The sequence below is a fragment of the Acinetobacter sp. NS-4 genome (assembly GCF_037402435.1).
GTDB lineage: Bacteria > Pseudomonadota > Gammaproteobacteria > Pseudomonadales > Moraxellaceae > Acinetobacter.
In genome coordinates this window covers 258,049-279,286 of the sequence record NZ_JBBEUE010000001.1, presented here as the reverse complement: position 1 = coordinate 279,286, position 21,238 = coordinate 258,049, and the positions used below count along the sequence as shown (strand labels likewise).

19 protein-coding genes and 5 tRNA genes are annotated in these 21,238 nt (G+C 41.5%); 11 read left to right on the top strand and 13 right to left on the bottom strand.

Annotated elements, in window-relative coordinates; genetic code table 11:
• Window positions 1-140: 140 nt before the first annotated feature.
• Complete coding sequence (locus WAE57_RS01360; protein ID WP_337707676.1) at window positions 141-1,601, top strand: CHAD domain-containing protein; 1,461 nt, start codon at window positions 141-143, stop codon at window positions 1,599-1,601.
• A 21-nt stretch (window positions 1,602-1,622) separates the two neighbouring features.
• Here the strand turns inward: WAE57_RS01360 and WAE57_RS01355 are convergent, their stop codons facing one another.
• Window positions 1,623-2,255 carry a hypothetical protein gene (locus tag WAE57_RS01355; protein WP_337707675.1) on the bottom strand — a complete coding sequence of 211 codons (633 nt, stop codon included), beginning with the start codon at window positions 2,253-2,255 and terminating at the stop codon, window positions 1,623-1,625.
• A gap of 108 nt (window positions 2,256-2,363) precedes the next feature.
• Here WAE57_RS01355 and WAE57_RS01350 point away from each other — a divergent pair, with 108 nt between their 5' ends.
• A complete protein-coding gene (locus WAE57_RS01350; RefSeq protein WP_337707674.1) occupies window positions 2,364-2,759 on the top strand; it encodes a DUF3144 domain-containing protein in 396 nt (131 codons plus the stop codon).
• Between the two features lie 122 nt (window positions 2,760-2,881).
• Window positions 2,882-3,946, top strand: coding sequence for an amidohydrolase family protein (locus WAE57_RS01345; RefSeq protein WP_337707673.1), 1,065 nt, complete (start codon window positions 2,882-2,884; stop codon window positions 3,944-3,946).
• A gap of 123 nt (window positions 3,947-4,069) precedes the next feature.
• Here WAE57_RS01345 and WAE57_RS01340 read toward each other — a convergent pair whose 3' ends face one another.
• Both WAE57_RS01340 and WAE57_RS01335 read right to left on the bottom strand, forming a co-directional pair.
• Window positions 4,070-6,838 carry a pitrilysin family protein gene (locus tag WAE57_RS01340; RefSeq protein WP_337707672.1) on the bottom strand — a complete coding sequence of 923 codons (2,769 nt, stop codon included), beginning with the start codon at window positions 6,836-6,838 and terminating at the stop codon, window positions 4,070-4,072.
• Between the two features lie 135 nt (window positions 6,839-6,973).
• A complete protein-coding gene (locus WAE57_RS01335; protein ID WP_337707671.1) occupies window positions 6,974-7,798 on the bottom strand; it encodes a PhzF family phenazine biosynthesis protein in 825 nt (274 codons plus the stop codon).
• A 246-nt stretch (window positions 7,799-8,044) separates the two neighbouring features.
• On the opposite strand from WAE57_RS01335, the gene gloB reads away from it, so the two are divergent.
• On the top strand, window positions 8,045-8,776 hold the full coding sequence (gene gloB, locus WAE57_RS01330; RefSeq protein ID WP_337707670.1) for a hydroxyacylglutathione hydrolase: 732 nt from the start codon (window positions 8,045-8,047) through the stop codon (window positions 8,774-8,776).
• Between the two features lie 21 nt (window positions 8,777-8,797).
• Here gloB and WAE57_RS01325 read toward each other — a convergent pair whose 3' ends face one another.
• Entirely contained in the window at window positions 8,798-9,067 is a 270-nt protein-coding gene (locus tag WAE57_RS01325) for a hypothetical protein (protein ID WP_237788140.1), read from the bottom strand.
• A gap of 531 nt (window positions 9,068-9,598) precedes the next feature.
• Here WAE57_RS01325 and WAE57_RS01320 point away from each other — a divergent pair.
• Window positions 9,599-9,802 (top strand): hypothetical protein, encoded by a 204-nt coding sequence (locus WAE57_RS01320; protein WP_086176023.1) that lies wholly within the window; start codon window positions 9,599-9,601, stop codon window positions 9,800-9,802.
• A gap of 142 nt (window positions 9,803-9,944) precedes the next feature.
• Here WAE57_RS01320 and WAE57_RS01315 read toward each other — a convergent pair.
• The 7 genes from WAE57_RS01315 to WAE57_RS01285 all read right to left on the bottom strand — a co-directional run bounded on the left by WAE57_RS01315 (window position 9,945) and on the right by WAE57_RS01285 (window position 12,994).
• Window positions 9,945-10,029 (bottom strand) — tRNA-Leu (locus WAE57_RS01315).
• Window positions 10,030-10,099: 70 nt separating this feature from the next.
• Window positions 10,100-10,185 (bottom strand) — tRNA-Leu (locus WAE57_RS01310).
• 70 nt (window positions 10,186-10,255) lie between these two features.
• A tRNA-Leu gene (locus WAE57_RS01305) sits at window positions 10,256-10,340 on the bottom strand.
• Window positions 10,341-10,377: 37 nt separating this feature from the next.
• Window positions 10,378-10,451, bottom strand: a tRNA-Trp gene (locus WAE57_RS01300).
• A 34-nt stretch (window positions 10,452-10,485) separates the two neighbouring features.
• Window positions 10,486-10,570: transfer RNA gene (locus tag WAE57_RS01295), tRNA-Leu, on the bottom strand.
• Window positions 10,571-10,677: 107 nt separating this feature from the next.
• Window positions 10,678-11,523, bottom strand: coding sequence for a protein kinase (locus WAE57_RS01290; protein ID WP_337707669.1), 846 nt, complete (start codon window positions 11,521-11,523; stop codon window positions 10,678-10,680).
• The gene (locus tag WAE57_RS01285; protein ID WP_301435192.1) at window positions 11,483-12,994 is read right to left on the bottom strand and encodes a DUF3336 domain-containing protein; all 1,512 of its coding nucleotides are present in this window, start codon (window positions 12,992-12,994) and stop codon (window positions 11,483-11,485) included. Before WAE57_RS01285 ends, WAE57_RS01290 begins: the two co-directional genes overlap by 41 nt.
• 187 nt (window positions 12,995-13,181) lie before the next feature.
• Between WAE57_RS01285 and WAE57_RS01280 the strand changes: the two genes are divergently transcribed.
• The 4 genes from WAE57_RS01280 (at window position 13,182) to WAE57_RS01265 (ending at window position 18,696) form a co-directional block, all read left to right on the top strand.
• Window positions 13,182-14,054 (top strand): ATP-binding protein, encoded by an 873-nt coding sequence (locus WAE57_RS01280; RefSeq protein WP_337707668.1) that lies wholly within the window; start codon window positions 13,182-13,184, stop codon window positions 14,052-14,054.
• Window positions 14,055-14,520: 466 nt separating this feature from the next.
• Window positions 14,521-14,976 carry a hypothetical protein gene (locus WAE57_RS01275; RefSeq protein WP_337707667.1) on the top strand — a complete coding sequence of 152 codons (456 nt, stop codon included), beginning with the start codon at window positions 14,521-14,523 and terminating at the stop codon, window positions 14,974-14,976.
• A gap of 89 nt (window positions 14,977-15,065) precedes the next feature.
• Window positions 15,066-17,222, top strand: coding sequence for a TonB-dependent receptor (locus WAE57_RS01270; RefSeq protein ID WP_337707666.1), 2,157 nt, complete (start codon window positions 15,066-15,068; stop codon window positions 17,220-17,222).
• Window positions 17,223-17,289: 67 nt separating this feature from the next.
• Entirely contained in the window at window positions 17,290-18,696 is a 1,407-nt protein-coding gene (locus WAE57_RS01265) for a PepSY domain-containing protein (RefSeq protein WP_337707665.1), read from the top strand.
• 227 nt (window positions 18,697-18,923) lie between these two features.
• On the opposite strand, the gene tsaD is transcribed toward WAE57_RS01265, so the two are convergent.
• Window positions 18,924-19,940: a tRNA (adenosine(37)-N6)-threonylcarbamoyltransferase complex transferase subunit TsaD gene (gene tsaD, locus WAE57_RS01260; RefSeq protein ID WP_237788122.1), complete on the bottom strand. Its 1,017-nt coding sequence runs from the start codon at window positions 19,938-19,940 to the stop codon at window positions 18,924-18,926.
• Between the two features lie 145 nt (window positions 19,941-20,085).
• Here tsaD and rpsU point away from each other — a divergent pair, with 145 nt between their 5' ends.
• Together rpsU and WAE57_RS01250 are read left to right on the top strand one after the other, a co-directional pair.
• Entirely contained in the window at window positions 20,086-20,301 is a 216-nt protein-coding gene (gene rpsU / locus WAE57_RS01255) for a 30S ribosomal protein S21 (RefSeq protein WP_001136722.1), read from the top strand.
• A 34-nt stretch (window positions 20,302-20,335) separates the two neighbouring features.
• Window positions 20,336-20,782: a GatB/YqeY domain-containing protein gene (locus WAE57_RS01250; protein ID WP_086176031.1), complete on the top strand. Its 447-nt coding sequence runs from the start codon at window positions 20,336-20,338 to the stop codon at window positions 20,780-20,782.
• 92 nt (window positions 20,783-20,874) lie between these two features.
• Here the strand turns inward: WAE57_RS01250 and WAE57_RS01245 are convergent, their stop codons facing one another.
• Window positions 20,875-21,237, bottom strand: a complete 363-nt coding sequence (locus tag WAE57_RS01245; RefSeq protein WP_337707664.1) for a hypothetical protein — start codon at window positions 21,235-21,237, stop codon at window positions 20,875-20,877.
• Window position 21,238 lies beyond the last annotated feature (1 nt).

The following is a 21,238-nucleotide window of genomic DNA, read 5'->3' as shown; positions in this document are numbered from 1 at the left end:
GCATGATCTTTTAATGCACACCAATGAGTGGGGCGACATACGCTTGATCTACTTTCTGGCAAAACCCTACTCTTTTTTTGATACTGGCTTACAATGAAAGTCATGGCCCTATCGGATGATGAAGCGTCAGGAGTTTTAACATGCTTGAAGTAGAATTAAAATTTCAGATCCCCGCATCAGATCAAGAAAAGCTCTATCAGCTCTTCTTGAACAAGAATGCTCGCTTGATTTCTTTATACGCAAAATACTATGACACGCCCGAACGACATTTGGCTGAAAAAAATATTTCATTACGGCAACGTCTTGAAGACGATCACTGGATACAAACTTTAAAAGCGCCCAGCGATCATTCCTTACAACGTTTTGAACTGGAAACCGATCTAGGCAAGCTAGAAAACCCCTCTTTGGACCTTGAGATTTACCAGTCGCATGCAAAAGCAAAACAATTGCTGCAAAAGGCTTTGGGCAAACAGGCTAAAAACCTGACTGTGCAATATGAAACGGTCGTTCAACGTCTGGTACATGTGATTCATTTTAACCGTTCAAAAATTGAAGTGAGTCTGGATCGCGGCGAGATTTGCCATAACGATCAGAGCGTATCAATTTATGAAATTGAATTTGAGCTTAAACAAGGTTCCATACAAGACCTGATCAAGTTTATTCACCCCTGGGTGCAGCGATATCACTTATGGCTGGATGTGCGAAGTAAAGCTCAACGCGGTGATTTGCTGGCACAGGATTTAACAATTCCTCCCGCTCAGTTTGCAAGCCCGCTCAAACTGAATCAACAGGATTCAACAGATCACGTATTCAAGCAGATCATCAATAATACCTTGCAACACCTATTGCCGAATGCATCGACCATCGCTTCCGGACAATATGATAGCGAACATGTGCATCAGACTCGGGTTGCCATTCGCCGTTTAAGAAGTGCCTTACGTGTTTTTGACGACTGGTCAAAAGATGTCAATCCTGACTGGCAAGAACAACTGACTCATCTGTTCCGCCAACTGGGTTCAACCCGTGACCGTGATGCCTTGAGTGAAGGACTTTTACCTCAGCTCGAACAGGCAGGTGCCCCTTTTGTTCAACTTCCGGATCCGCCTGAACAATCCGGCATTGAAATTGATGAATCTTTACGCTCTTCTGACTTTGTGGAATTGATTCTGCATCTGCTGCGCTTTGTCGATCAGCCAAGTAAAGAACAGAAAAAATCCGGATTAAAAAAAGATATCGCCAAAAAACTGCAAAAATTACATCACCAGATCTGCAAAGATGGCGAACAATTTCTAGATTTAGATATTCCGTCACGGCATCGCACACGCAAACGCGTCAAACGTTTGCGTTATTGTGTAGAGTTCGTGGCTTCACTTTATCCAAACAAAGATGTAAAGCGCTATCTTAAAGATTTAAAACCCGCCCAAGAAAGTTTGGGACAATATAACGATTTAATGGTGGCTGAAGTCATGTTTCAGAACATCGTAAAAAGGAAGCAAAAAGCATGGTTTGCCGTGGGCTGGATTGCCAATGAAAAAAAATACATTCTGCAACAGGCCAAACAGCATTTAGATGATTATTCTAAAACCGATACTTTTTGGTAAGTAAAAAAAGAAAACCAAATATTAGCGATATTTGCCAAAAATTTTCCAGGTTCCATTATCTGCCAACGGGTCACTATAACTGTCATTGCGCTGTTTGCGCGGCTTGTCACGGGCATCGACCAGCTCAAAATGTGGCTCTGTACTCAGCACAATGCCATTTACATAAAACCGTGTGCGGGTATATTCACTCTGCCCATGCTGAAATACATAAGTGCGCAAATCGATAAATTCACGATGAGCCACCAATGCTGCCGTATCATCACTTTCCAGCCAGGCTCTCATGGCTTGAATCTGCTCGGGTGGATATTCTCCGCATTTATCGATCAGGCTGGCAATACCACGAAAGGTTTTCGATTCTTTGGCGCGGGTTTTGTTAATCCGGATTCGATCGACATGAAAATAAAATAACGGCAGATTCAAATGGCTGGGTAAATGCACAGCATCAATGGTTTCATCCTCCATAAAAGGCTGGAATAGATCTTGTGCCCTTTCAATTAAACCCGTCCATTGCCGGTAATATTCATCAACTTCTTTTTTAGAACCATAATAAATGGGCAAGCCTTCAACATTGGCCAGATTTGCAGGCGGCCAAATATTTTGTCGCAATAGGGCAATGTCACTTTTTAAACTTTGAACAGCAATGGCATCTTGCATTGGAGTATCCATTTTATGCTTAGGCTATTTTTAGATTAAGCCAAAGGTTTAGTTTCTGCAAGGCTTTGCCTATAATATGCCATTAGATCGTTTTTGCAGGAAAAGTTCATGGTTCAAAAGATTGAAGCAACAGATGTAACCGAAGAAGAAGCGTTAAATGCTGCTTTTTTTGAACGTGCTGATGAATTTATTAAACAAGCCAATGAGTTTAGCCGTGTAGAAAAAGGTTCAGCCATAAAACCTGCTGAAATGCGTGGACAAGTCAGTGCTGCAATGTTGTTCGGTACTGCCCGTTTTAATACCTGGGTGGCTGCCAATAACTTTAAAGATGGCAATGAAATGCGCGATGCCAAAGATCAGGTCATGTCTTATATCATGCAGCAGTTCCAGATGATGCTGGAAGACAACTATGATGAATATTGTGAACAGTTTGAAAACTATCTTCGCTTCCGTCATAACGAAGAATTTCATGCCAACAAGCATGACCATGATCATCAGCACTGATCATCCGTTGAAAAAGCCCGTCAGGGCTTTTTTTAGGCCCTTTTTTTGGATGAAAGGTTATTTAAAGCCATAATACTTTACAGTATTTTAACTAACAGAGATTTGCTGAACCAAGGACAGAAATGCAACAGCTGGATTTTGCAATTATTGATGCACATATTCACCAATGGAATCCTTATACCACGCCGCATGCAGCTGCATTGGCGGTCAAATTACTGGGTAAACATCCTTACCTGCTCGACAAAATGGTCCGTATGGTGAATGCTGATGATCTCATTGAAACCGTAGGCTTAACCAATCACGTTACCGCACCCTATTTACCGGAAAATTATGTGCAAGATATCGGGCATTACCAGGTTGAACAGGTGGTGCATGTGGAAGCTGGCTGGCATAAGAATAAGGGGAAAGGCGTGATCGGTGAAACTCACTTTATTGAATCGCTGCCCTTTAATGTAGAAACGGTCAAACTTGGCGGTATTGTTGCAACGGCAGATCCACGAGACAGCAATTTCAAAAAGATTTTGCAATTGCATAAAAAGGCTTCGCCGCGCTTTAAAGGCATTCGTAAAATGGCCGCAGTGCATGAAGACAAAGAAATCCGGGCCTGGGCAGATGAACCGCATTTATATTGCAATAAAAAGTTTTTAAAAGGCTTTGAAGCCATCGCACAAAACAATTTAACTTTTGATGCCTGGGTATATTCCACTCAATTGAGTGATGTGATTGCTTTAGCCAAGCAGTTTCCAGAAACCTCTATCGTACTGGATCATTTTGGCACGCCTGCCGGTCTATTTGGCCATGTGGGTGCGCTGACTGGCTTGACCAAAGTCGCACGGGAAAACATTCTGGTACGCTGGCAGGAAGATATTGCGGAGCTGGCCAGCTGCCCGAATGTTTATACCAAAATGTCAGGCCTGTTTATGCCTGTGTTGGGTCATCAGTTCCATAAGCAAAACCGCCTAGCCAGCAAACAGGAAGTCTATGACCTGGCCTTTCCTCTTATCAGCCATGTGCTGCAACACTTTGGCAGTTACCGGGTAATGTTTGCCTCCAACTTCCCGATGGATAAGGTCAGCACTTCACTGGTCAACATCATTGATGCCTTTAGTGATGCAGTTGTGGCTTGTGATGCGAGTGCACTGGAACGGATATTTCATCATAATGCGAAGCAGTTTTATCGCTTATAACTGTTCCATCTGCCAAAATCCAAAAATCCCCCCTTTATAAAAGGGAGGTGTTTTATTGGGTTCACTCTTTATTATAAAAATGAAAAATTCAGATCTATAGCTCTATAAAGAAGGGATTAAACATTATGACTTGGTTTGTGGCTTCCCATACTGGTCTGCCATGACTTCCACCAACTGATCCAATTTGATGTATTTCTTGATTACGGCGTCTACATCGGCTTTGCTGAGTTTTGCAAATGCCTGATCGCGTTTTTCACGGAACAACAAGTCGCGATTATGTTCCAGTTGTGGCATAAGCATTGCGTGAATATTGTGCTCATCTTCCAAAGCAGTGACCCGTTTTTTCAGAATATTGGCTTTGGCCGCTTCCAGCTCCTGTTCCGTCACCCCATTACTGAGTAAATCATTTAGCACCTTATGCACCCCTTGTGATACTTGCGCCGACTTCGCTGCCGTATAATTGGCTTCAATAGTGAGTGCACCTGAGTCGGTCCATTCATCCAGATCCAGATTGCTGCCAAAACCATACACCAGGGCATTTTTCTCACGTAGTTCTTGTGCAAGGCGTGAAGACAGTTGCGAGTCACCCATAATATAACTCAACACCATGAGTGCTGGTGCATCAGCATGATCTGAACCTACCGGCAAGGTCAAAATAGCCTGATAATTACCAAATTCACGTTGCTCTGCCAAGGCATGGACTTTTTGTGCCTTATAGGCCTGATAATCAGAATTTAGGCGTTGATAAGGCAATTGCGCTTTCCATCCTGAAAATTCTTTTTGCAGCAGTTTAAGCATGGGCTGAGCTTGATAATCACCGGTGATGGCAATTTGTGCATGATTGCTGACAAAGAAATCCTGATACAACTTTTTCACTTGCTCAACTGTTGCCGCTTTAATCTGCTGTTTGGAAAGATCCGGCTCAAAATGGTAACGTAAATCTCCTGGCTGATAAGTTTCTAATAAGCGGGTCATGGTCAGGGCTGCAACCGTTTCAGGTTCAGTATAAGGACGATCCAGACTCGACAAGCTTTGTGACTTGATCAAATCAAATTGCGACTGTTCAAACTTCGGTTTTTTCAGCACCTGCATCATAAATTTAAAGAAGTCATCAAATTTATCTTTTTTCGCCACAATCTGAATGGTAATGCTATTTGCAGAAGCGCTAGCAGTTGCTCCACCGCCTGCTTCAATCGATTTGTCGGTAATATCCTGCAAGCTATATTGATCTGAACCACGCAACAGTAAATACGCCATCAAATCCAGCACTTCACCTTTGTTAAATAAGGATTGTTCTGTACCGAAATCGATAGAAATCGTGGCATAGGTTTTATCATCACGGGTGGAGGTCGGATATAAGGCATAGGCAATGCCATTTTTCAATTTTCCACGCTGAATTTTCTTTTCCGTACTCAGCAAATACTGTTTGGAAGTTTTGACATATTCCGCGACTTCCTGCTTATACACACTGCTATCTTTAAGCGGCTCTTCTTGCACACTGGTCTGATTTGGCGTTTTAGGCTGCTCGGCGGCCTGTTGCTGCAATGCTTTTTTCTGATCTTCCGGTGTCGGTTTAATATCACCAGAAATACGGTGTTCAGGCACTAAAAACTGGGTTAGGGTCTGATTGACCTCGTTCAGCTTGAGCTGTTTTACATTATTCAGATCAGTAAAATACTGTGACCAGTCTCCCTGATAAGCCACATAATAATCACTTAATCGCCCACCCAGCGCAGCTGAATTACTCAGCACACTGTCCGCCTGATTCTGAATCAGGTTTTTCACCCGGTTCAGTTCGGTCTCATTAAAGGGCTTACTCTTTTCCACTCCTGAAACCAGTTCGGATTGAACCTTTTTCTCATCATGATTTGGCGCGTAAACCGCTCCCATAAACACCAGATTAAAGTCCTGATCCAGCCAGGTGGTCGATTGAACACCGGTACTTAGCCCAGTTTCCACCACGCTTTGATAGAGATGTCCACTCGGCTGCATGGTATATAAATAAGGGGCCAGTGCCAAAGTAGATTTGATTTTTTCATTTTTGCCGTTCAAATAAATATTGAACTTGGCCAGATCACTGCCCTTTTTCACGACAAAATTTCTTTGCTGAATTTTGGCTGAATCCAGCACCGGAACTTTGGTCTGGGCAGGAACTTGGCGGGCTGCTATTGAACTAAACTGCTGATCAATCTGTTTTAATACGGCTGCTTTATCAAATTTACCGGAAATGATCATGACGGCATTATTCGGTGCATACCAGGTTCGGTAAAATTTATTCAGCTCATCCATTTTGATCGATTGTAATTCTTTTAAATCGCCAATCGGTAAACGTCCCAAATACTGGTTGCCATAAGCCGATTTCCACATCTGGTCCATCATCACCGAAAAAGGCTGGTCCATACGAACTTCGCGTTCGCGCTTCACAATGGAAATTTCAGAAGGCACAAACTTTTCTTGCAGCACCAGTTTATCCATGCGCTCGGCTTCAAGATGAATCACTTCATTAATCACATTCTGTTCAGGACGAATAATATTGGTATATTTAGTGGAATAATAATCGGTACTGGCATTGGTCATTAAGGTATACTGATCCAGACGGCGCTGAAATTCTTCACCCTTAATATTCTGGGTACCCTTAAATGCCAGATGCTCTAGCAAATGCGCCAAACCGCCTTTGCCCTGCGGATCATTGAGTGAACCGGTCAGATAGACCGTGTTCATAAATACTTTATTTTCTTTATCATTTTGCGCCAGAACCACGCGAAAACCATTGTCTAATTTATATTCTTCAATCTTCTGCTCAGATTTAATTAAAATAGGTTGTGCCCAAGCAGTTGCACTAAAGCCAACAAATAATAATGAGATAGTAAGTTGTTTAAACCGCATGAGCATAATTATTCCAATTTATTCAGTCATATGAATTTTTAAGCCATCACATCTTAGAAAATGATGATGATGACGAGTAGTAGCTTTTTGCAAGAATTGCTGTTTATTTCAACAGCTTTGTAGTTCTTTTATATCTATAAGTTAAAAATTTAACTCGGCCTGCATATATAGCTTGGCATAACCTGAAATTTCAATCCTTTCATTTTCAAGCACTTTACAATATAAGTTTCCTCCACGTGCAGATGCCTGATAAGCCAGAATTTCACTCTTACCCAATTTATCTGCCCAAAGCGGTGCAATGGCGCAATGAATTGAACCGGTAACCGGATCTTCATCAATGCCATTGGCTGGGGCAAAATAACGAGATACACAATCATAAGCTGTAGCTGCCTGAGCCGTAATGGCAAGATCCAGCGCAACCTGCGGTTCTGTTACTTTTGCTTGATGTTGTGCCCATTGTTTTAATAATTGCAGGTTGGGCTTTTCATCCAGTACATCTTGTGGATTTTCATATTCCATAATGTAAGCCTGAGTATTTAAAAAAACATTTTTAAATGGCTTGCTTAAAATTTGCTTTAAAATTTCAGGATAATGGGTAATTTTTTCTGCACGGCGAATCGGAAAATTCATTTTGATTTTGCCATCAGCCGCTTGGCTTACGACAAAAACACCCAAGTTTTTTACATGAAACTGAATGGTCTTCGCAGTAGTAAAATCCTTAAATAGCACAAAACTGCTGGCTAAAGTGGCATGCCCACAAAAGTTCACTTCCGTGGTTGGGGTAAACCAGCGGATTTCATAATTCTCTGCATCCATTACTCTAACAAACGCCGTTTCAGACAGATTATTTTCCAGAGCAATATTTTGCATTAGCGCCTCATCTAACCATTGCTCGGTGATAATCACAGCCGCTGGATTCCCTTTAAATAATTCTGTTGTAAACGCATCCACCTGATACATTTTCATATTTATTTCCCCAATTTTAGGCTCTGCATTTTTGCATGTGCTGACTGCAATACAGAAATCGTTTCAACCAGCATTCAATAGCAACCATTTCTAAAATAAACAGCTGTCTATGAGGATGAGCTTTATCTCTTCCTACAGATCAGCAACTTTATGTATAAATCCTGCCCTATTAATTGCGATTTTCCCCTAGAAAAAACTTGGCTTTAACGCTAGCTTATTCATATCTATATTGTTGATTTCTATCTCATGAATTTTCAAATCCATATGATTGATGTGAAAAATCAATTACAGAACTATATTTGGTTATTAGAACATATCCCAACTAAAGAAGTGGTCGCAGTTGACCCAACCGAAGCGCATATGGTCGAAGACTATTGCGCAGAACATGGTTTAAAACTCAGTCAAATCTGGCTGACGCATTGGCATAAAGATCATACCGGTGGTGTACCTGAACTTTTAATCAACCGCCACATTCCTGTGTATGGGCCACGTGATGAGTTGAGCAAAGTTCCTTTTATCACTCATCCCCTGCAACATGAAGCACATATTCATTTTCATGATTTAAATATTGAGATTCTTGCCGTACCGGGACATACGCTGGGGCATATAGTTTATTTTATTGATGCTCTGGATGTGCTTTTCTGTGGCGACACATTGTTTGCCATGGGTTGTGGTCGGGTATTTGAAGGTACTTACGAGCAAATGTACCATTCGTTGAATCGTCTGGCTGCTTTGCCTGCACGAACCAAGGTTTACTGTACCCATGAATATACGCTGGCCAATGCCAAGTTTGCCTTGCATGTAGAACCCGATAATCTTGCGATTCAGCAACGCTTCGATAAAGTAGAAGCCCAACGCATGCTGGGACAATGCACTTTACCCAGCACAATTGAATTGGAGCTACAGACCAATCCTTTTTTAAGAGTGGAAAGCGTTGCAGCATTCCAGCGCCTACGTGAAATGAAAGATCAGTTTTAATTGAACTGATAAGCAGGACATTTATAAAAGTTGATGCGTTTGGGCATAAGCATCCAGCTTAGCCTGAGTAACCACTTGGGTCATGTTCATCTCATCCACACGAACCAGCAGTAAACCGCCTAAAGCCGGTTGATAACGGCGAGCACTGCCAAAAGGTGTATAAGCTACTTTCGACTGCTCGGCAAAAATCAGCCAGTCTTCATGCCCTAACATCACAGCAACAGGAACTTGATCCTGTTGCTGCATCTTTTGAATTTGATCCAATACTTGCTGTTCGATGGTTTCTGTCATCATTTCAATTTAACCAGTTTAATCTAAGCTTGTTGATATCATCTGCACTACACACAGCCCAGAACTGCTGAGCGATCCTGCTACACTGTGCACGGCAACTTTAACGTTTTTCACTATATCAAGCATGGCCATTTTTTTAGATGCATATTTTTTAGATAACTATCTTTTGGCTATCTATATATCAATAAAAAATCTGAAAGTGTATCGCTTTACTTAGATATTTTTTAAGTAATCACCTCGCAATAGAATATTTAACAGCAATTGAAAATTGTGTATAAATATTTCCATAGTCTCACCAACAATAATAAAGCGATTAAAATAAATAAAAATCAGTCATATAATTTCTATTTAATCTAACTCCTCGCTTAAATAAAAATCATTTTTTAGCGATTATTTAGCCATTTACTGCATAAAAAAAATACAAAAAAATTATTTTATAAAAAACCTGCCAAAGCTACCCTTTAAAAAAATTGCTGCATCCCTATTATTTATTAAATAGCGGTTCGTAACTTATATACAAGGAGTTTTCTCGTGAAGAAAGTTGTTAAGGCAAAAAATTTAATTGCATTTCGTATCTGGTTAGAAAAATTGGGCTATTCAGTAAAGTCATTGACTGATAATCGTGGATTTACTTTTAGCTTTAAAAAAGAATATGGTCTGGTCACTTGCGATTTGGCAGGCAATGCACTTGCCATGCAACTGGGCGAAGAATTCGAAGATCATTTAAAAGCTTAAACGCTATTTTCCTTTTGGATCGAGACAAAAACAAATCAATTATTCAAATCTATTTAAAGCCCTGTTTGGGGCTTTTTTTATTGATCTTTAACTTATTTTCAGGCAATAAAAAAGCAAGGTCATTTACCTTGCTTTAATATAATGGTGGGGACGGAGAGACTCGAACTCTCACACCTTGCGGCGCTGGAACCTAAATCCAGTGCGTCTACCAATTTCGCCACGTCCCCGTCAGGATACCAACTTAGTGCTGGATTTTTTACAACAAAAAAGCAAGGCATTTACCTTGCTCTAATCTGATGGTGGGGATAGAGAGACTCGAACTCTCACGCCCAGAAGGCGCTGCGACCTGAACACAGTGCGTCTACCAATTCCGCCATATCCCCATCAGGGCACCAACTTTATGCTGGATTTTTTCAACAAAAAAGCAAGGCTCTTTACCTTGCTCTAATCTGATGGTGGGGACGGAGAGACTCGAACTCTCACACCTTGCGGCGCTGGAACCTAAATCCAGTGCGTCTACCAATTTCGCCACGTCCCCATCAGGGTACCAACCAAGTAGTTGGATTTTTAAAGCTTGGCAGAGGATCAAGGATTCGAACCTTGACGAACGGTTTTGGAGACCGTCATGCTACCATTACACCAATCCTCTGTTACCTAATTATCAAGCTATGTTGATATTTAAGTGGTGGGGACGGAGAGACTCGAACTCTCACACCTTGCGGCGCTGGAACCTAAATCCAGTGCGTCTACCAATTTCGCCACGTCCCCAATGGCTGTGTATATTATAGAGATCGATTACGCATGACAAGACCTTTTTATGAAAAATCCACTTGTTTGTTTAAATAAGAAACAAAAAATGTTTTCCTGTATTTTTCTTAAGCATTTTCAGTGAGTAAGAGCTGTTTTATCGCGTAAATATCGGCAAATCTCTGCTTGTTTTGCTTGGCCAACATGCCCATCAATAACTTTTCAAATACGTGCAAATGTTGTGGAAGTTCAATACTTAAGCACTGACAATGCAAATAGGCCCAATCCTTGTAATTTTTTGCCGTCAAACGCTGCCCGCTTAACCATTCATACAGAATAATGCCTAAAGCATAAATATCGGTTTGTACGGTTTTATCTGCACAGTGAAAAAGTTCGGGCGCCATATAGCGTGGGGTTGCAGTTAGGTTTTTCTGCTGTTGTGCTGAATTGATGTTTTCTACCTGTTCAAAATCGATTAAACAGGCGCGCTTTTGGTACTCAACAAAATGCTCTCGCTTTAAATCACCATGCACCCAGCCCAGTTGATGCAATTGTTCCACAGCATCCAGTAACAGCAATATTTTTTGTTTGATCTGTTGAACTGATTGGAGAGTACAGTCATCCAGAAACACATGCGCATGCGCCAATAGCAATGCTGTTGCACCCTGCCCTTGAGTTTCTATGGCGTTTTTAAAATGGGAAATTATTTGAAAAGGCAATAAAAAATTGACCGTTTTTGCTTGATCTAGAAATTGCCGATAAAAATTGAGTTCCTGCACAAAGCCGGCTTCGATGTCCGGATGAATATTGAGGGTTTGAGTCTTTAACCAATAGCGTTGCTGCTGATATTCAAATGTGTATAAACAACGCCCAAAAGTTAAACTTTTGGGCTTGGTGTACAGCTGTAATGGGATGTTGGCAAAATCCTCTTTTTTAAACTGCAATAAATTCTGCGGTTTTCTGTTCTGGATCATGCTGATAACTTAAAAGCTCTAAACAATGCTGAATGGTTTTACCCACTCGAGCATGGGTTTCAATAGAGGATATTTTTGGCCAGGTTGCCCGCTCACCTTCACGTTGCAATAATTTGAACAAATATGGACGCGGGTTCTGAAACATATAACTATAGTGACGTAAGCTATAATTTCCCACAATATTCAAATCACCATAATAGCCTTGGTTGACTACACCAAAGCCATGATCGAGGAGCCGACGTATCGGGGGGATTTTACCCATCCGTCCCCGGCTAAAGTCCATAAGGCCTCTGGCAATCACCTTGCCTTGACGGCGAATAATCCGTTCAGGCCAACTCAGCATGTCACTACGATAACGCTCCAAATCGCTTTGCATAAACGGCACAATATGCGGATTCACCTGACTGGCGATGGTGTAATTTAAGTTATATAACCTGGCCATTTTCTCTTGTGGAAAATCACTTCTTACACTGCCATCCACCCAACGCGTGTTTGCCATATATGGGGTAAGCTGACCATTCTGACGTTTACTGGTCAGCTTCACCGGTGGAAATAAAATTGGCACGGCACAGGAAGCCAATACCGCACTCCAAACCAGCAAGTCTGGAGATGTATAGGCATTCATAATGCGAGCGTCCTGTGAGGCATCATATGGCGCCACAGCTACATTGACATTCAAACCCGAGGTTTTAAATGCCTCTTCAAATGTCACATCACCCAGATTTTCAACCAGGAATTTTTTCAGATATTTAACATCGGCAAAACCACCATTGCCTTTGATGATTTCATTAAATTTACGGAAGTGAAATGCTTCTGTAAAAAAGTTTTCGCCATTTAACAGACCTGAAATATCTGAAGGTTTTGAAGTCCCCAGCATGGCGGTCATAATCGCTCCAGCACTGGAACCGGATAACACCTTGGGCATTAAATCCTGCTCAAGCAGTGCCTTACACACCCCAGTATGAAACAACCCCAATGTTGCCCCACCCGAAAACATGATTGCAGGTTGACCATAGGCCTTTTTACAATGCTGGAAAAATTCTATTTTTTCCGACATCGACAAACAATGACAAGACGAGGATGCGATATATGCCAGGCTTTCACTGACTTCTTCCACATAATCTTCAATAATTTTTTTGGTGCCGACATAAGTTGCCGCAAAAAGCATGGGATGGGCAATATTGGCGATATCGTAGGTAAGACCTTCACGTAATATATACATCAGGTCTTGGGTGCGCTTTTGAAAACGATAGCGTTTTAGCAAACTTAAGCGATAGGAAATAACTTCGGCATCGAAATAGGGGGAACAGTTGTCATATTTCCATTCTTGGGCACCGGATTCTTCATCTATTTTTAGGGCGATGCTTTTCCATTCTTCATAGGTTTCTGCCGCTGCGAGTTGGCCTTTTAATTTTTTTATACGATACGCTTGATGTGGATTAATATCTGTCGTGAAGTCTGTAAATAGCATATCTATCCCTCAAACACTTTCATTATTATGTCCTATTCTCAATAGGTGATCAAACAACATATGTGCACAATACTTAATTGATTATTCACCCATCATACCCCCGATTCAATTGGCAAACTATGACTATTTGGTATACAGTCCCAAGTAAATTCTTCTTTTAATTTCGTACGCATAAAGCTGAACAATCATGGCAACAATTGATTTACCCGACAATATCTTACAAGCCCTTGCTACTGTACTCCAACAGCTACAGCAAAACTTACCCGAACTGAAACAAGAAACCAACTTTTCCGCCTCTGCCTTTAAATGGCAAGATAAACAGTTGAAAGCCATTCAACAGCCGAAAAAAATTTATCTGGACGATTTAAAAGGTATTGAGAAACAAAAAGAAAAAGTCACTCAAAATACCTTGCAGTTTTTAAAAGACTTGCCGGCTAATGATGTGTTACTGACCGGCTCACGTGGTACAGGAAAATCTTCTATTGTACGTGCCCTGCTGACTGAATATGAATCGCAAGGTTTACGCCTAATTGAGATTGAACGTGATGATTTGTCAGACTTACCGGAAATTCAAAAAATCATTGCTGGTCGTCCGGAAAAATTCATTGTCTATTGTGACGATTTGGCTTTTAACGCAGAAGATGAAAATTATCGCAGTTTAAAAAGTGTGCTGGATGGCTCATTACAGTCCGGTGCAAGCAATTTTATTATTTATGCGACCAGTAACCGCCGACATTTATTGCCTGAATTTATGCATGAAAATACTCCGGTCACACGTGTCGATGTTCCACAATATACCGAGCTGCACCCGCAAGAAGCGATTGAAGAAAAGATTTCACTGTCTGACCGTTTCGGCATGTGGCTGTCGTTCTATCCGATGGATCAAAACCTGTATCTGGAAATTGTGCAGCACTATTTGGCCAAAGCTGATATGCCAATGACTGAAGAAACTCGTGCTGAAGCATTAAGATGGTGTCAGGGTCGTGGTCAGCGTTCAGGTCGTGCTGCCTATCAATTCTCGAAACACTGGATCGGGTCGCAGCAGTTGAAAGCGATGTAATGAAAGCAACACCCTGATTAAATATCGGACTGGAAAGTGACCAATCCACAAAGAATCCCGGACTGATGAGTCTGGGATTTTTTAATTAAGCAGTTTTTTTGGGTTTTAAATTGATCACAAAAATCATTGTGAACAACACCTCTAATATAACTTGTATAAGTTATTAAAAATAAAACTTTAAACAAAGCTGTTATGCCTTAGGGGTTACCTTATTTTTAAACTGATATGATGTCTTTAAACTTAATAAACACCCAGACCCTAACTGTCAATATCATGTCAATCACAGGAAATATAAATTTCTGTTTCATTCATTCTACTAGAGGATAGCAAAATTAGTGATGTAAGGTTGCACAGCCCAAGCTGGCTAAAATAATGTAACTAAAAAAATTATTCTCTTTATCTCTATCGACTTTTGCGCTATTAAGAAACACCATCTTCTGTACACCTTCACATCGGTAAATTCATTTTGCGTTCATTTACTCAGAAAGCAACCATTACCTTAGCCATCTTTGCATGGTTGATGCAGCTTTCTGTCTTTATTACGCCTATTTTACAAAAGCATCCAGAACTTGGTTTTGGTGTTTGTGAACAACTTGCTATTTTCACAGAACCCCAGCCACATTCCCAGCATGTCAAATTAGAACATGCACAGCATCATATGCATGAACCCTTGCTCCAAAGTGAATCGAGCAGTACCAAGAAAAATCCCTTGCATAGTACAGACTCATATTGCAAATTCTGCTTAGTGTTGAGTCAAAACTTTAATCCCGTTTTTTTGGCCTGCCTTTTGGTGTTATTGGCATTGATACTGTGCAAAGTGCCTCGCCCTCTGCATGTTTACAGTTTTAAGCTGCATCAGAAACTCTACTTTTTTCTCTTTCAAAACCGGGCCCCACCTGTTCCTGTCGTGTTCACACCATAAGCTGGTGTTTGAAAAATTATTCATACTTCGTGTTTAAAGCACGCAGTTTTGCATTTCCTTTTATGTCCTCATCCGGGCGGAATAATGTAATGAACACACAGAACCATTTATTTAAATTCAGTACACTTTCACTGGCAATTTTGACCTGCAACCTGAGTTATGCAGAAGATGAAAATGTAAAAAAGCCACAGCAATTAGCAACCATATCGGTCATGGCAAGCCGTGGCAGTGACTTAAAAGACATGGATATGAGCACCACGATTATCCAGCATGCACAAATACAACATGCACCCCAAACCAGCATTGATCAAATCGTCAATAAAATTCCCGGGGTATTTGCTCCAGCCCGCTTATCTACCCAAATTCATCCTACCGGACAATTGCTAAACATTCGTGGCTTCGGTACGTCCACCAATGGTTTAACTCTGGTTTTATTAGATGGCATTCCAGCCAATGATCCATATTTTAGAACCATTAATTGGGCTCAGATTCCTAAAGAGCAAGTTGAGCGTATTGAAGTCATCCGTGGCGGTGGCGCAACCAGCTTATGGGGCAATATGGCTATGGGCGGTGTGATTAATATCGTCACACGCCAGCCTGCGCAAGGCAGCGAAGTTTATGCCAGTTATGGCAGTTTTAATACCGCAAGCTACGGGGCCAGCCAGGGGCTTGAACTGTCAGAAAAGTTAAAAATTGGCTTAAGTTATGACGGTAGCCAGTCTGATGGTTATTGGCAGACGCCGAAACAATACCGCCACCCCGAGATGAGTAAAACGCAGACTCAGGTGGATAGCTTAAATGTTAAAGCCGTTTATACCCCAAATCAGCAGGATGAATATTGGCTTGCCTTACAAGCCAGCCAAACCCAAGAAAATGGTTTGCAATATCAAAATGCTGAAAATGAATGGAACAGTTACCGCATTGCTGCAAGCGGGAAAACTGTGCTTTCATCCGATTGGAGCTTAAATACTTTAGGCTGGTATCAAAGCAATGAAATGAATACGCAGAATGTGTCTAATGCCGGCTATAGCTTGGCCACACCGAATAATGGCACAGCCAATATCAGCCAAAAAGAATTTTCAAAATACCATAGTTTCGGTAGCTCAATGACTGCAAGTACGCAATGGAAAACCTTACACGACATTAAGTTGGGGGTTGACTATCGTCAAATCGAGGTGAAAGATCCGCTGAATATTTATAATAGTTCAGGTGCTTTAGGCAAAATTACCGCAGAAGCGACCCACCAGTTCGCAGGCATTTTTGCTCAGGCTTTGTATCAGCCCGACAGTCTTCCCTTAGATATTACCTTAGGTTTACGGCAAGATTTTTGGCAGGCTTCCAAAGCAAAAACTTATGGTGAATATAGTGGTAGCCCCATTCAAAATAACTTGGCGGATCAGGATGAACGCCATTTTAGCCCGCGAATAGGTTTTAAATATCATCTGAATGATCAGCTTGATTTGCGTGGTGCGAGTTATAAAAACTTCTCTGCACCCGGGCTGAACCAGATGTACCGTAGTTTTATCAGTGGTGCTAACTACACGGTACCCAACACCGACTTAAGTTCACAAACCAACCGTGGTACCGAGTTTGGTTTCGATTTTAAACATCAAGATTTAAATTTTTCTGGCACATATTTCTATAATAAAGTTCAGGACTACATTGATTATGCAACCGTGCGCACAAACTGCAGCAGTGCCAATAATTACTGCAATACCGGTGTAAGCACGGCCACAAATTTACGCCAGTATATCAATGCGGGGAATGCAAAAATGCAAGGTTTTGAACTCATTGCAGATTGGCAACTCAATGACCGTCTCAACCTCAATGCTGGATATACACGCACTCAGTCTGAGCTCACCCAATCAAAACTGGGTGCTAATATAGCACCCACAGGACAACAGTTAGGCCAGATTCCGACGTGGAATGCCATACTGGGTGCATCCTGGCAAGCCACAGACAAACTCAATCTGAATGCGCAGTTACGAGACTTTGCCGATTACTGGAACAATACCGCACATACACAGCTGAATGAAGGTGCACTGACCACAGATGTGAGTGCCAACTATCAAGCAACCCCGAAGTTACAGCTATTTGCTATTGCTCAAAATATTACCGATCAAGCTTATTATGATCAGGGAGTTAGCTATCTGGCAGATGGTCGCATCAATACTTCAAGTTCAGGCACAGTCCCCCAATATGCAATGCCGTTAAACCTGACTGTAGGTGCGAAGTACCGCTTCTAAGCGCTGCTTGTGAATAGTTGCCTAGAGATAGAAGCCCAAATGCTTTTATCTCTATTTCGAGATGCTTATGACACATTCCAATTTTTCTCAGCCCACTGATGCACCACAGGCTCAAAAACAGGGCTTGCACTACAATACGGTATGGCGCTGGCATTTTTATGCGGGACTGCTTTGTATTCCCTTTATACTCTGGCTTTCTTGCACAGGTTTAATATATTTATTCAAACCGCAGATTGATGCCTATATTGATCGGCCTTATGACCATTTAATCATTCAGCATGCGCAGCCTGCTTCTGCTCAGGTTCAGGCCGCTGTAAATGCCGTTCCCCATGCTGTATTTTCAGCTTATCAAATGCCGCCTTATCCAGATGCGGCAGCAAGAATTTTAGTTGCACAGCAAGACCAGCTGATTAAAGTCTATGTGCATCCGGAAAATTTGCAGATTTTAAAAGTCATCAATCAAAATGATGAATTTACTCGGCAAATTTTCTTGTTACACGGCGAATTTATGCTGGGTGACAAAGGTTCACATCTCATGCAAATTGCCGCTTCATGGACTGTAGTGCTCATCATTACCGGTATTTTCATGTGGCTAGGCAAAGGCGGAAAATTGCAACTGGGCGGCATGCTATATCCACGTCTAAACCGTACAGGACGAAGTTTTTGGAAAGACATCCATAGTGTGCTCGGTTTCTGGATTTCAGCAATTGTACTGTTTTTGATTGTTTCGGGTTTACCCTGGTCTGCCTCCTGGGGTGCCATGCTAAAAAATATCCGTCAATGGTCGGCGCATACAGAAATCCATCAGGATTGGACCAGCAGCAGCAAAGCCGAGGCACAGCATCAGCAGCATGTATTCAATCAGCTCACAAAGCAGCAAAAATCTGCGCATCATGGTGAAATGCATGCTGCAGATTTAAATGCAGCTCAAAATCAAACACTGGATAAAATCACAGCACAAGCATCTACTTTTGCCTTGGCAAATCCAGTTTTAATTAAACCCGAAATTCAAGATATGCAGCAGCCTTGGACTGTAGAATCTCAAGCACAAAATCGTCCCTTAAGAGAAAAGATTATCTTTGATGATCATGGTCAAATCACACAGCATAAAAAGTTTGCCGATCAAGCATTTTTAGACCGTTTAATTGCTTATGGTGTTGCTATTCATGAAGGTCGGTTTTTAGGCTGGATCAATGTCGTTATTGGTGTCGTGACCCTGTTTTGCCTTATTCTTGTGTCTATCAGCGGCTTAATGATGTGGCTTAAACGTAAACCTCAGGCTGTACTTGGAGCTCCTCCAATCATTTTGTCCCGACGTTTAAGCTGGGCATTAAAATTGACCATGATCATCTTGGGTATTGCATTGCCTTTGCTCGGTTTATCGCTCATTGTTGTATTGTGCTTAGAACAATTTATTTTATCCAGAATTCCTAAAATCGCCCTTTACTTAGGACTTAAAGATCAAAATACTTAAACTTATTTGAATATCTGAAGATGCTCTACTGTTCAAAATGCAAACCTGATTCTCATCTCAACGTTTCCTATTAGATTAGGAACAGCACCATCAAGAGATAGTTAGGTGTCTAGAATTTTGCCAGCTATTCAAAAAATATGCCTTTTTGTTGAATATAGGACAAAACCACAACACAGCTTTTTAAGTAAATAAAAAGAGGCATTACGCCTCTTTTTTATTTCGAATGTTTAAGCTTGATTTGGATTAGTCAACTCCGTCATCGGCCAGCGCGGTGTAGTGGTCACAGACAAGCCATCATGCTGGCCTGCTTTTAAACGCTGATAACCGGCAAAGGCAATCATCGCGCCATTATCTGTACACAGTGCAGGTTCAGCATAATAAACCTGTGCTTTGATTTTGGCCAAATCGGCTTCCAAACGTTCACGTAAACGTTTATTGGCACTTACCCCACCAGCGATCACCAGACGTTTTAAACCGGTCTGTTTCAAGGTTTTTACCGATTTTTTTACCAGTGTATCGACCAGTGCTTCCTGGAAACTTGCTGCAATATCGGCTTCGCGACCTTGACCTGCCACTTTTTTTAACTGAATCGAAACTGCCGTTTTTAGGCCGCTGAATGAAAAATCCAGACCTTGATGCAACATCGGACGCGGGAAAGCAAAGGCTTCAGGATTCCCCTGCTCAGCCAGTTTTGAGATGTTCGGACCACCTGGATAAGGCAAGCCCATCATCTTTGCCACTTTATCAAAAGCTTCACCGGCAGCATCGTCAATGGATTCACCAAGCAATTCGTACTGACCAATACCATGTGCTGCCATCAACTGTGTATGTCCACCAGACACCAATAACGCCACAAACGGAAACTCTGGTGGAGTTTTAGACAACAGTGGCGCAAGCATATGACCTTCCATATGATGTACACCAATAGCCGGTTTATTTAGCGCAAACGCCAAGGTACGACCAAACAGAGCACCAGTCATTAATGCCCCCATTAAACCGGGACCACGTGTATAAGCCACTGCATCAATGTCTGATTTTTTAATCTTGCTTTGTTCAAGCAATTGATTAATTAAAGGAATTAACTTGCGCACATGATCGCGTGAAGCCAGTTCCGGTACCACGCCACCATATTCTGCATGCAGTTTAATCTGACTATATAACACCTGTCCTATTAAGCCGACTTCACTGTCATAGAGTGCTAACCCAGTTTCATCACAAGAAGTTTCCAAGCCCAGAACGATCATTAAACTGCCTTTTACCCGTATCTAAATATTGCTAAAGCTATTATAGACTTGTGATATGAGATGTAAATGAGTAAAATACTGTCCTTCACTTGTGATCCAAGGCAATACAGCCTAGATCTTATCCATAACTTAATGAGGATTCTTCATGCCACAAGTTAAATTGAAAGAAGGCGAACCAGTAGACGTAGCTATCCGTCGTTTCAAACGTTCATGCGAAAAAGCGGGTGTTTTAGCTGACGTTCGTAAACGCGAATTCTATGAAAAACCAACTCAAGAACGTAAACGTAAAAAAGCTGCTGCTGTTAAACGCTACCAAAAGAAATTGGCGCGTGAATCAGTACGTACTACTCGCCTTTACTAAGATTAATTTGTGATTGACTGCCTGGACTAAATAAATGACTACTTTAAAAAACCAAATAACCGATGTTTTGAAAGCCACTATGCGTGCTAAAGAAATGTCCAAGTTAACGGTGATTCGTGGTCTACAGGCAGCAATTAAGCAAATCGAAGTCGATGAGCGCAAAGAACTTGACGACGCTCAAGTTCTTGCGGTCATTGAAAAGCAAATTAAACAACGTAAAGAATCGATCAAAGCCTTTGAAGGTGCTGGTCGAGATGATTTAGCTAGTAAGGAACAAGCCGAAGTTGAGGTGTTATCTCAATTTCTACCAGAAGCTATGACTGAGGAAGAGCTTGATTCTATTATTGCGCAGACGATTACTGCTCAAGAAGCTACTAGCATGAAAGATATGGGTAAGGTGATGAATTCTCTGCGTCCGCTCATAGCCGGGCGCGCCGATCCTGCACAGGTTTCAGCTAAAATTAAAGCGAAACTTGGCTAATCCCCACTCCTAAAATCGTTCTTTATCGTTGAACTGCCTTTATTCAAAGACAGTTCAAATGTTTCCCCCTAATCCCTCATAAATATTTTCTGTTATTTCAGATCACACTGAATATTATATTTTTTCAAAATCAGCATTTCTCTTGATGACATGACTTGATTAATCACATCTTGCCGAGTCATTTGTCTAAATTGAAGATCCAAAGAATCCCTGTTCTGATCTGCCGCTTGATATAACCGATCTATATAACGACCCACAATTGCACAGTACTGTGTTTGCTGCTGTGACGTAAAGCTTGTCTGTTGCGCATTTAAACTGCTAAAAAAGTTTCTGCTCTCCTGCTTGTACTGCTCAGAGATTTGATCCACTGCTGCGACATATTGTTCCACGCCTGCAAAAGCCGTATTTAACCCCACACACCCCAATACCGATAAAACCAATAATATTTTTTTCATA

Coding starts and splice junctions, on each gene's coding strand:
- WAE57_RS01345 (WP_337707673.1), top strand. CDS start 2,882: ATGCAACAGCTGGATTTTGCAATTATTGATGCACATATTCACCAATGG.
- WAE57_RS01280 (WP_337707668.1), top strand. CDS start 13,182: ATGGCAACAATTGATTTACCCGACAATATCTTACAAGCCCTTGCTACT.
- WAE57_RS01350 (WP_337707674.1), top strand. CDS start 2,364: ATGGTTCAAAAGATTGAAGCAACAGATGTAACCGAAGAAGAAGCGTTA.
- WAE57_RS01325 (WP_237788140.1), bottom strand. CDS start 9,067: ATGACAGAAACCATCGAACAGCAAGTATTGGATCAAATTCAAAAGATG.
- rpsU (WP_001136722.1), top strand. CDS start 20,086: ATGCCACAAGTTAAATTGAAAGAAGGCGAACCAGTAGACGTAGCTATC.
- WAE57_RS01335 (WP_337707671.1), bottom strand. CDS start 7,798: ATGAAAATGTATCAGGTGGATGCGTTTACAACAGAATTATTTAAAGGG.
- WAE57_RS01270 (WP_337707666.1), top strand. CDS start 15,066: ATGAACACACAGAACCATTTATTTAAATTCAGTACACTTTCACTGGCA.
- WAE57_RS01250 (WP_086176031.1), top strand. CDS start 20,336: ATGACTACTTTAAAAAACCAAATAACCGATGTTTTGAAAGCCACTATG.
- WAE57_RS01355 (WP_337707675.1), bottom strand. CDS start 2,255: ATGCAAGATGCCATTGCTGTTCAAAGTTTAAAAAGTGACATTGCCCTA.
- tsaD (WP_237788122.1), bottom strand. CDS start 19,940: ATGATCGTTCTGGGCTTGGAAACTTCTTGTGATGAAACTGGGTTAGCA.
- WAE57_RS01290 (WP_337707669.1), bottom strand. CDS start 11,523: ATGATCCAGAACAGAAAACCGCAGAATTTATTGCAGTTTAAAAAAGAG.
- WAE57_RS01245 (WP_337707664.1), bottom strand. CDS start 21,237: ATGAAAAAAATATTATTGGTTTTATCGGTATTGGGGTGTGTGGGGTTA.
- WAE57_RS01265 (WP_337707665.1), top strand. CDS start 17,290: ATGACACATTCCAATTTTTCTCAGCCCACTGATGCACCACAGGCTCAA.
- WAE57_RS01340 (WP_337707672.1), bottom strand. CDS start 6,838: ATGCTCATGCGGTTTAAACAACTTACTATCTCATTATTATTTGTTGGC.
- WAE57_RS01285 (WP_301435192.1), bottom strand. CDS start 12,994: ATGCTATTTACAGACTTCACGACAGATATTAATCCACATCAAGCGTAT.
- gloB (WP_337707670.1), top strand. CDS start 8,045: ATGAATTTTCAAATCCATATGATTGATGTGAAAAATCAATTACAGAAC.
- WAE57_RS01360 (WP_337707676.1), top strand. CDS start 141: ATGCTTGAAGTAGAATTAAAATTTCAGATCCCCGCATCAGATCAAGAA.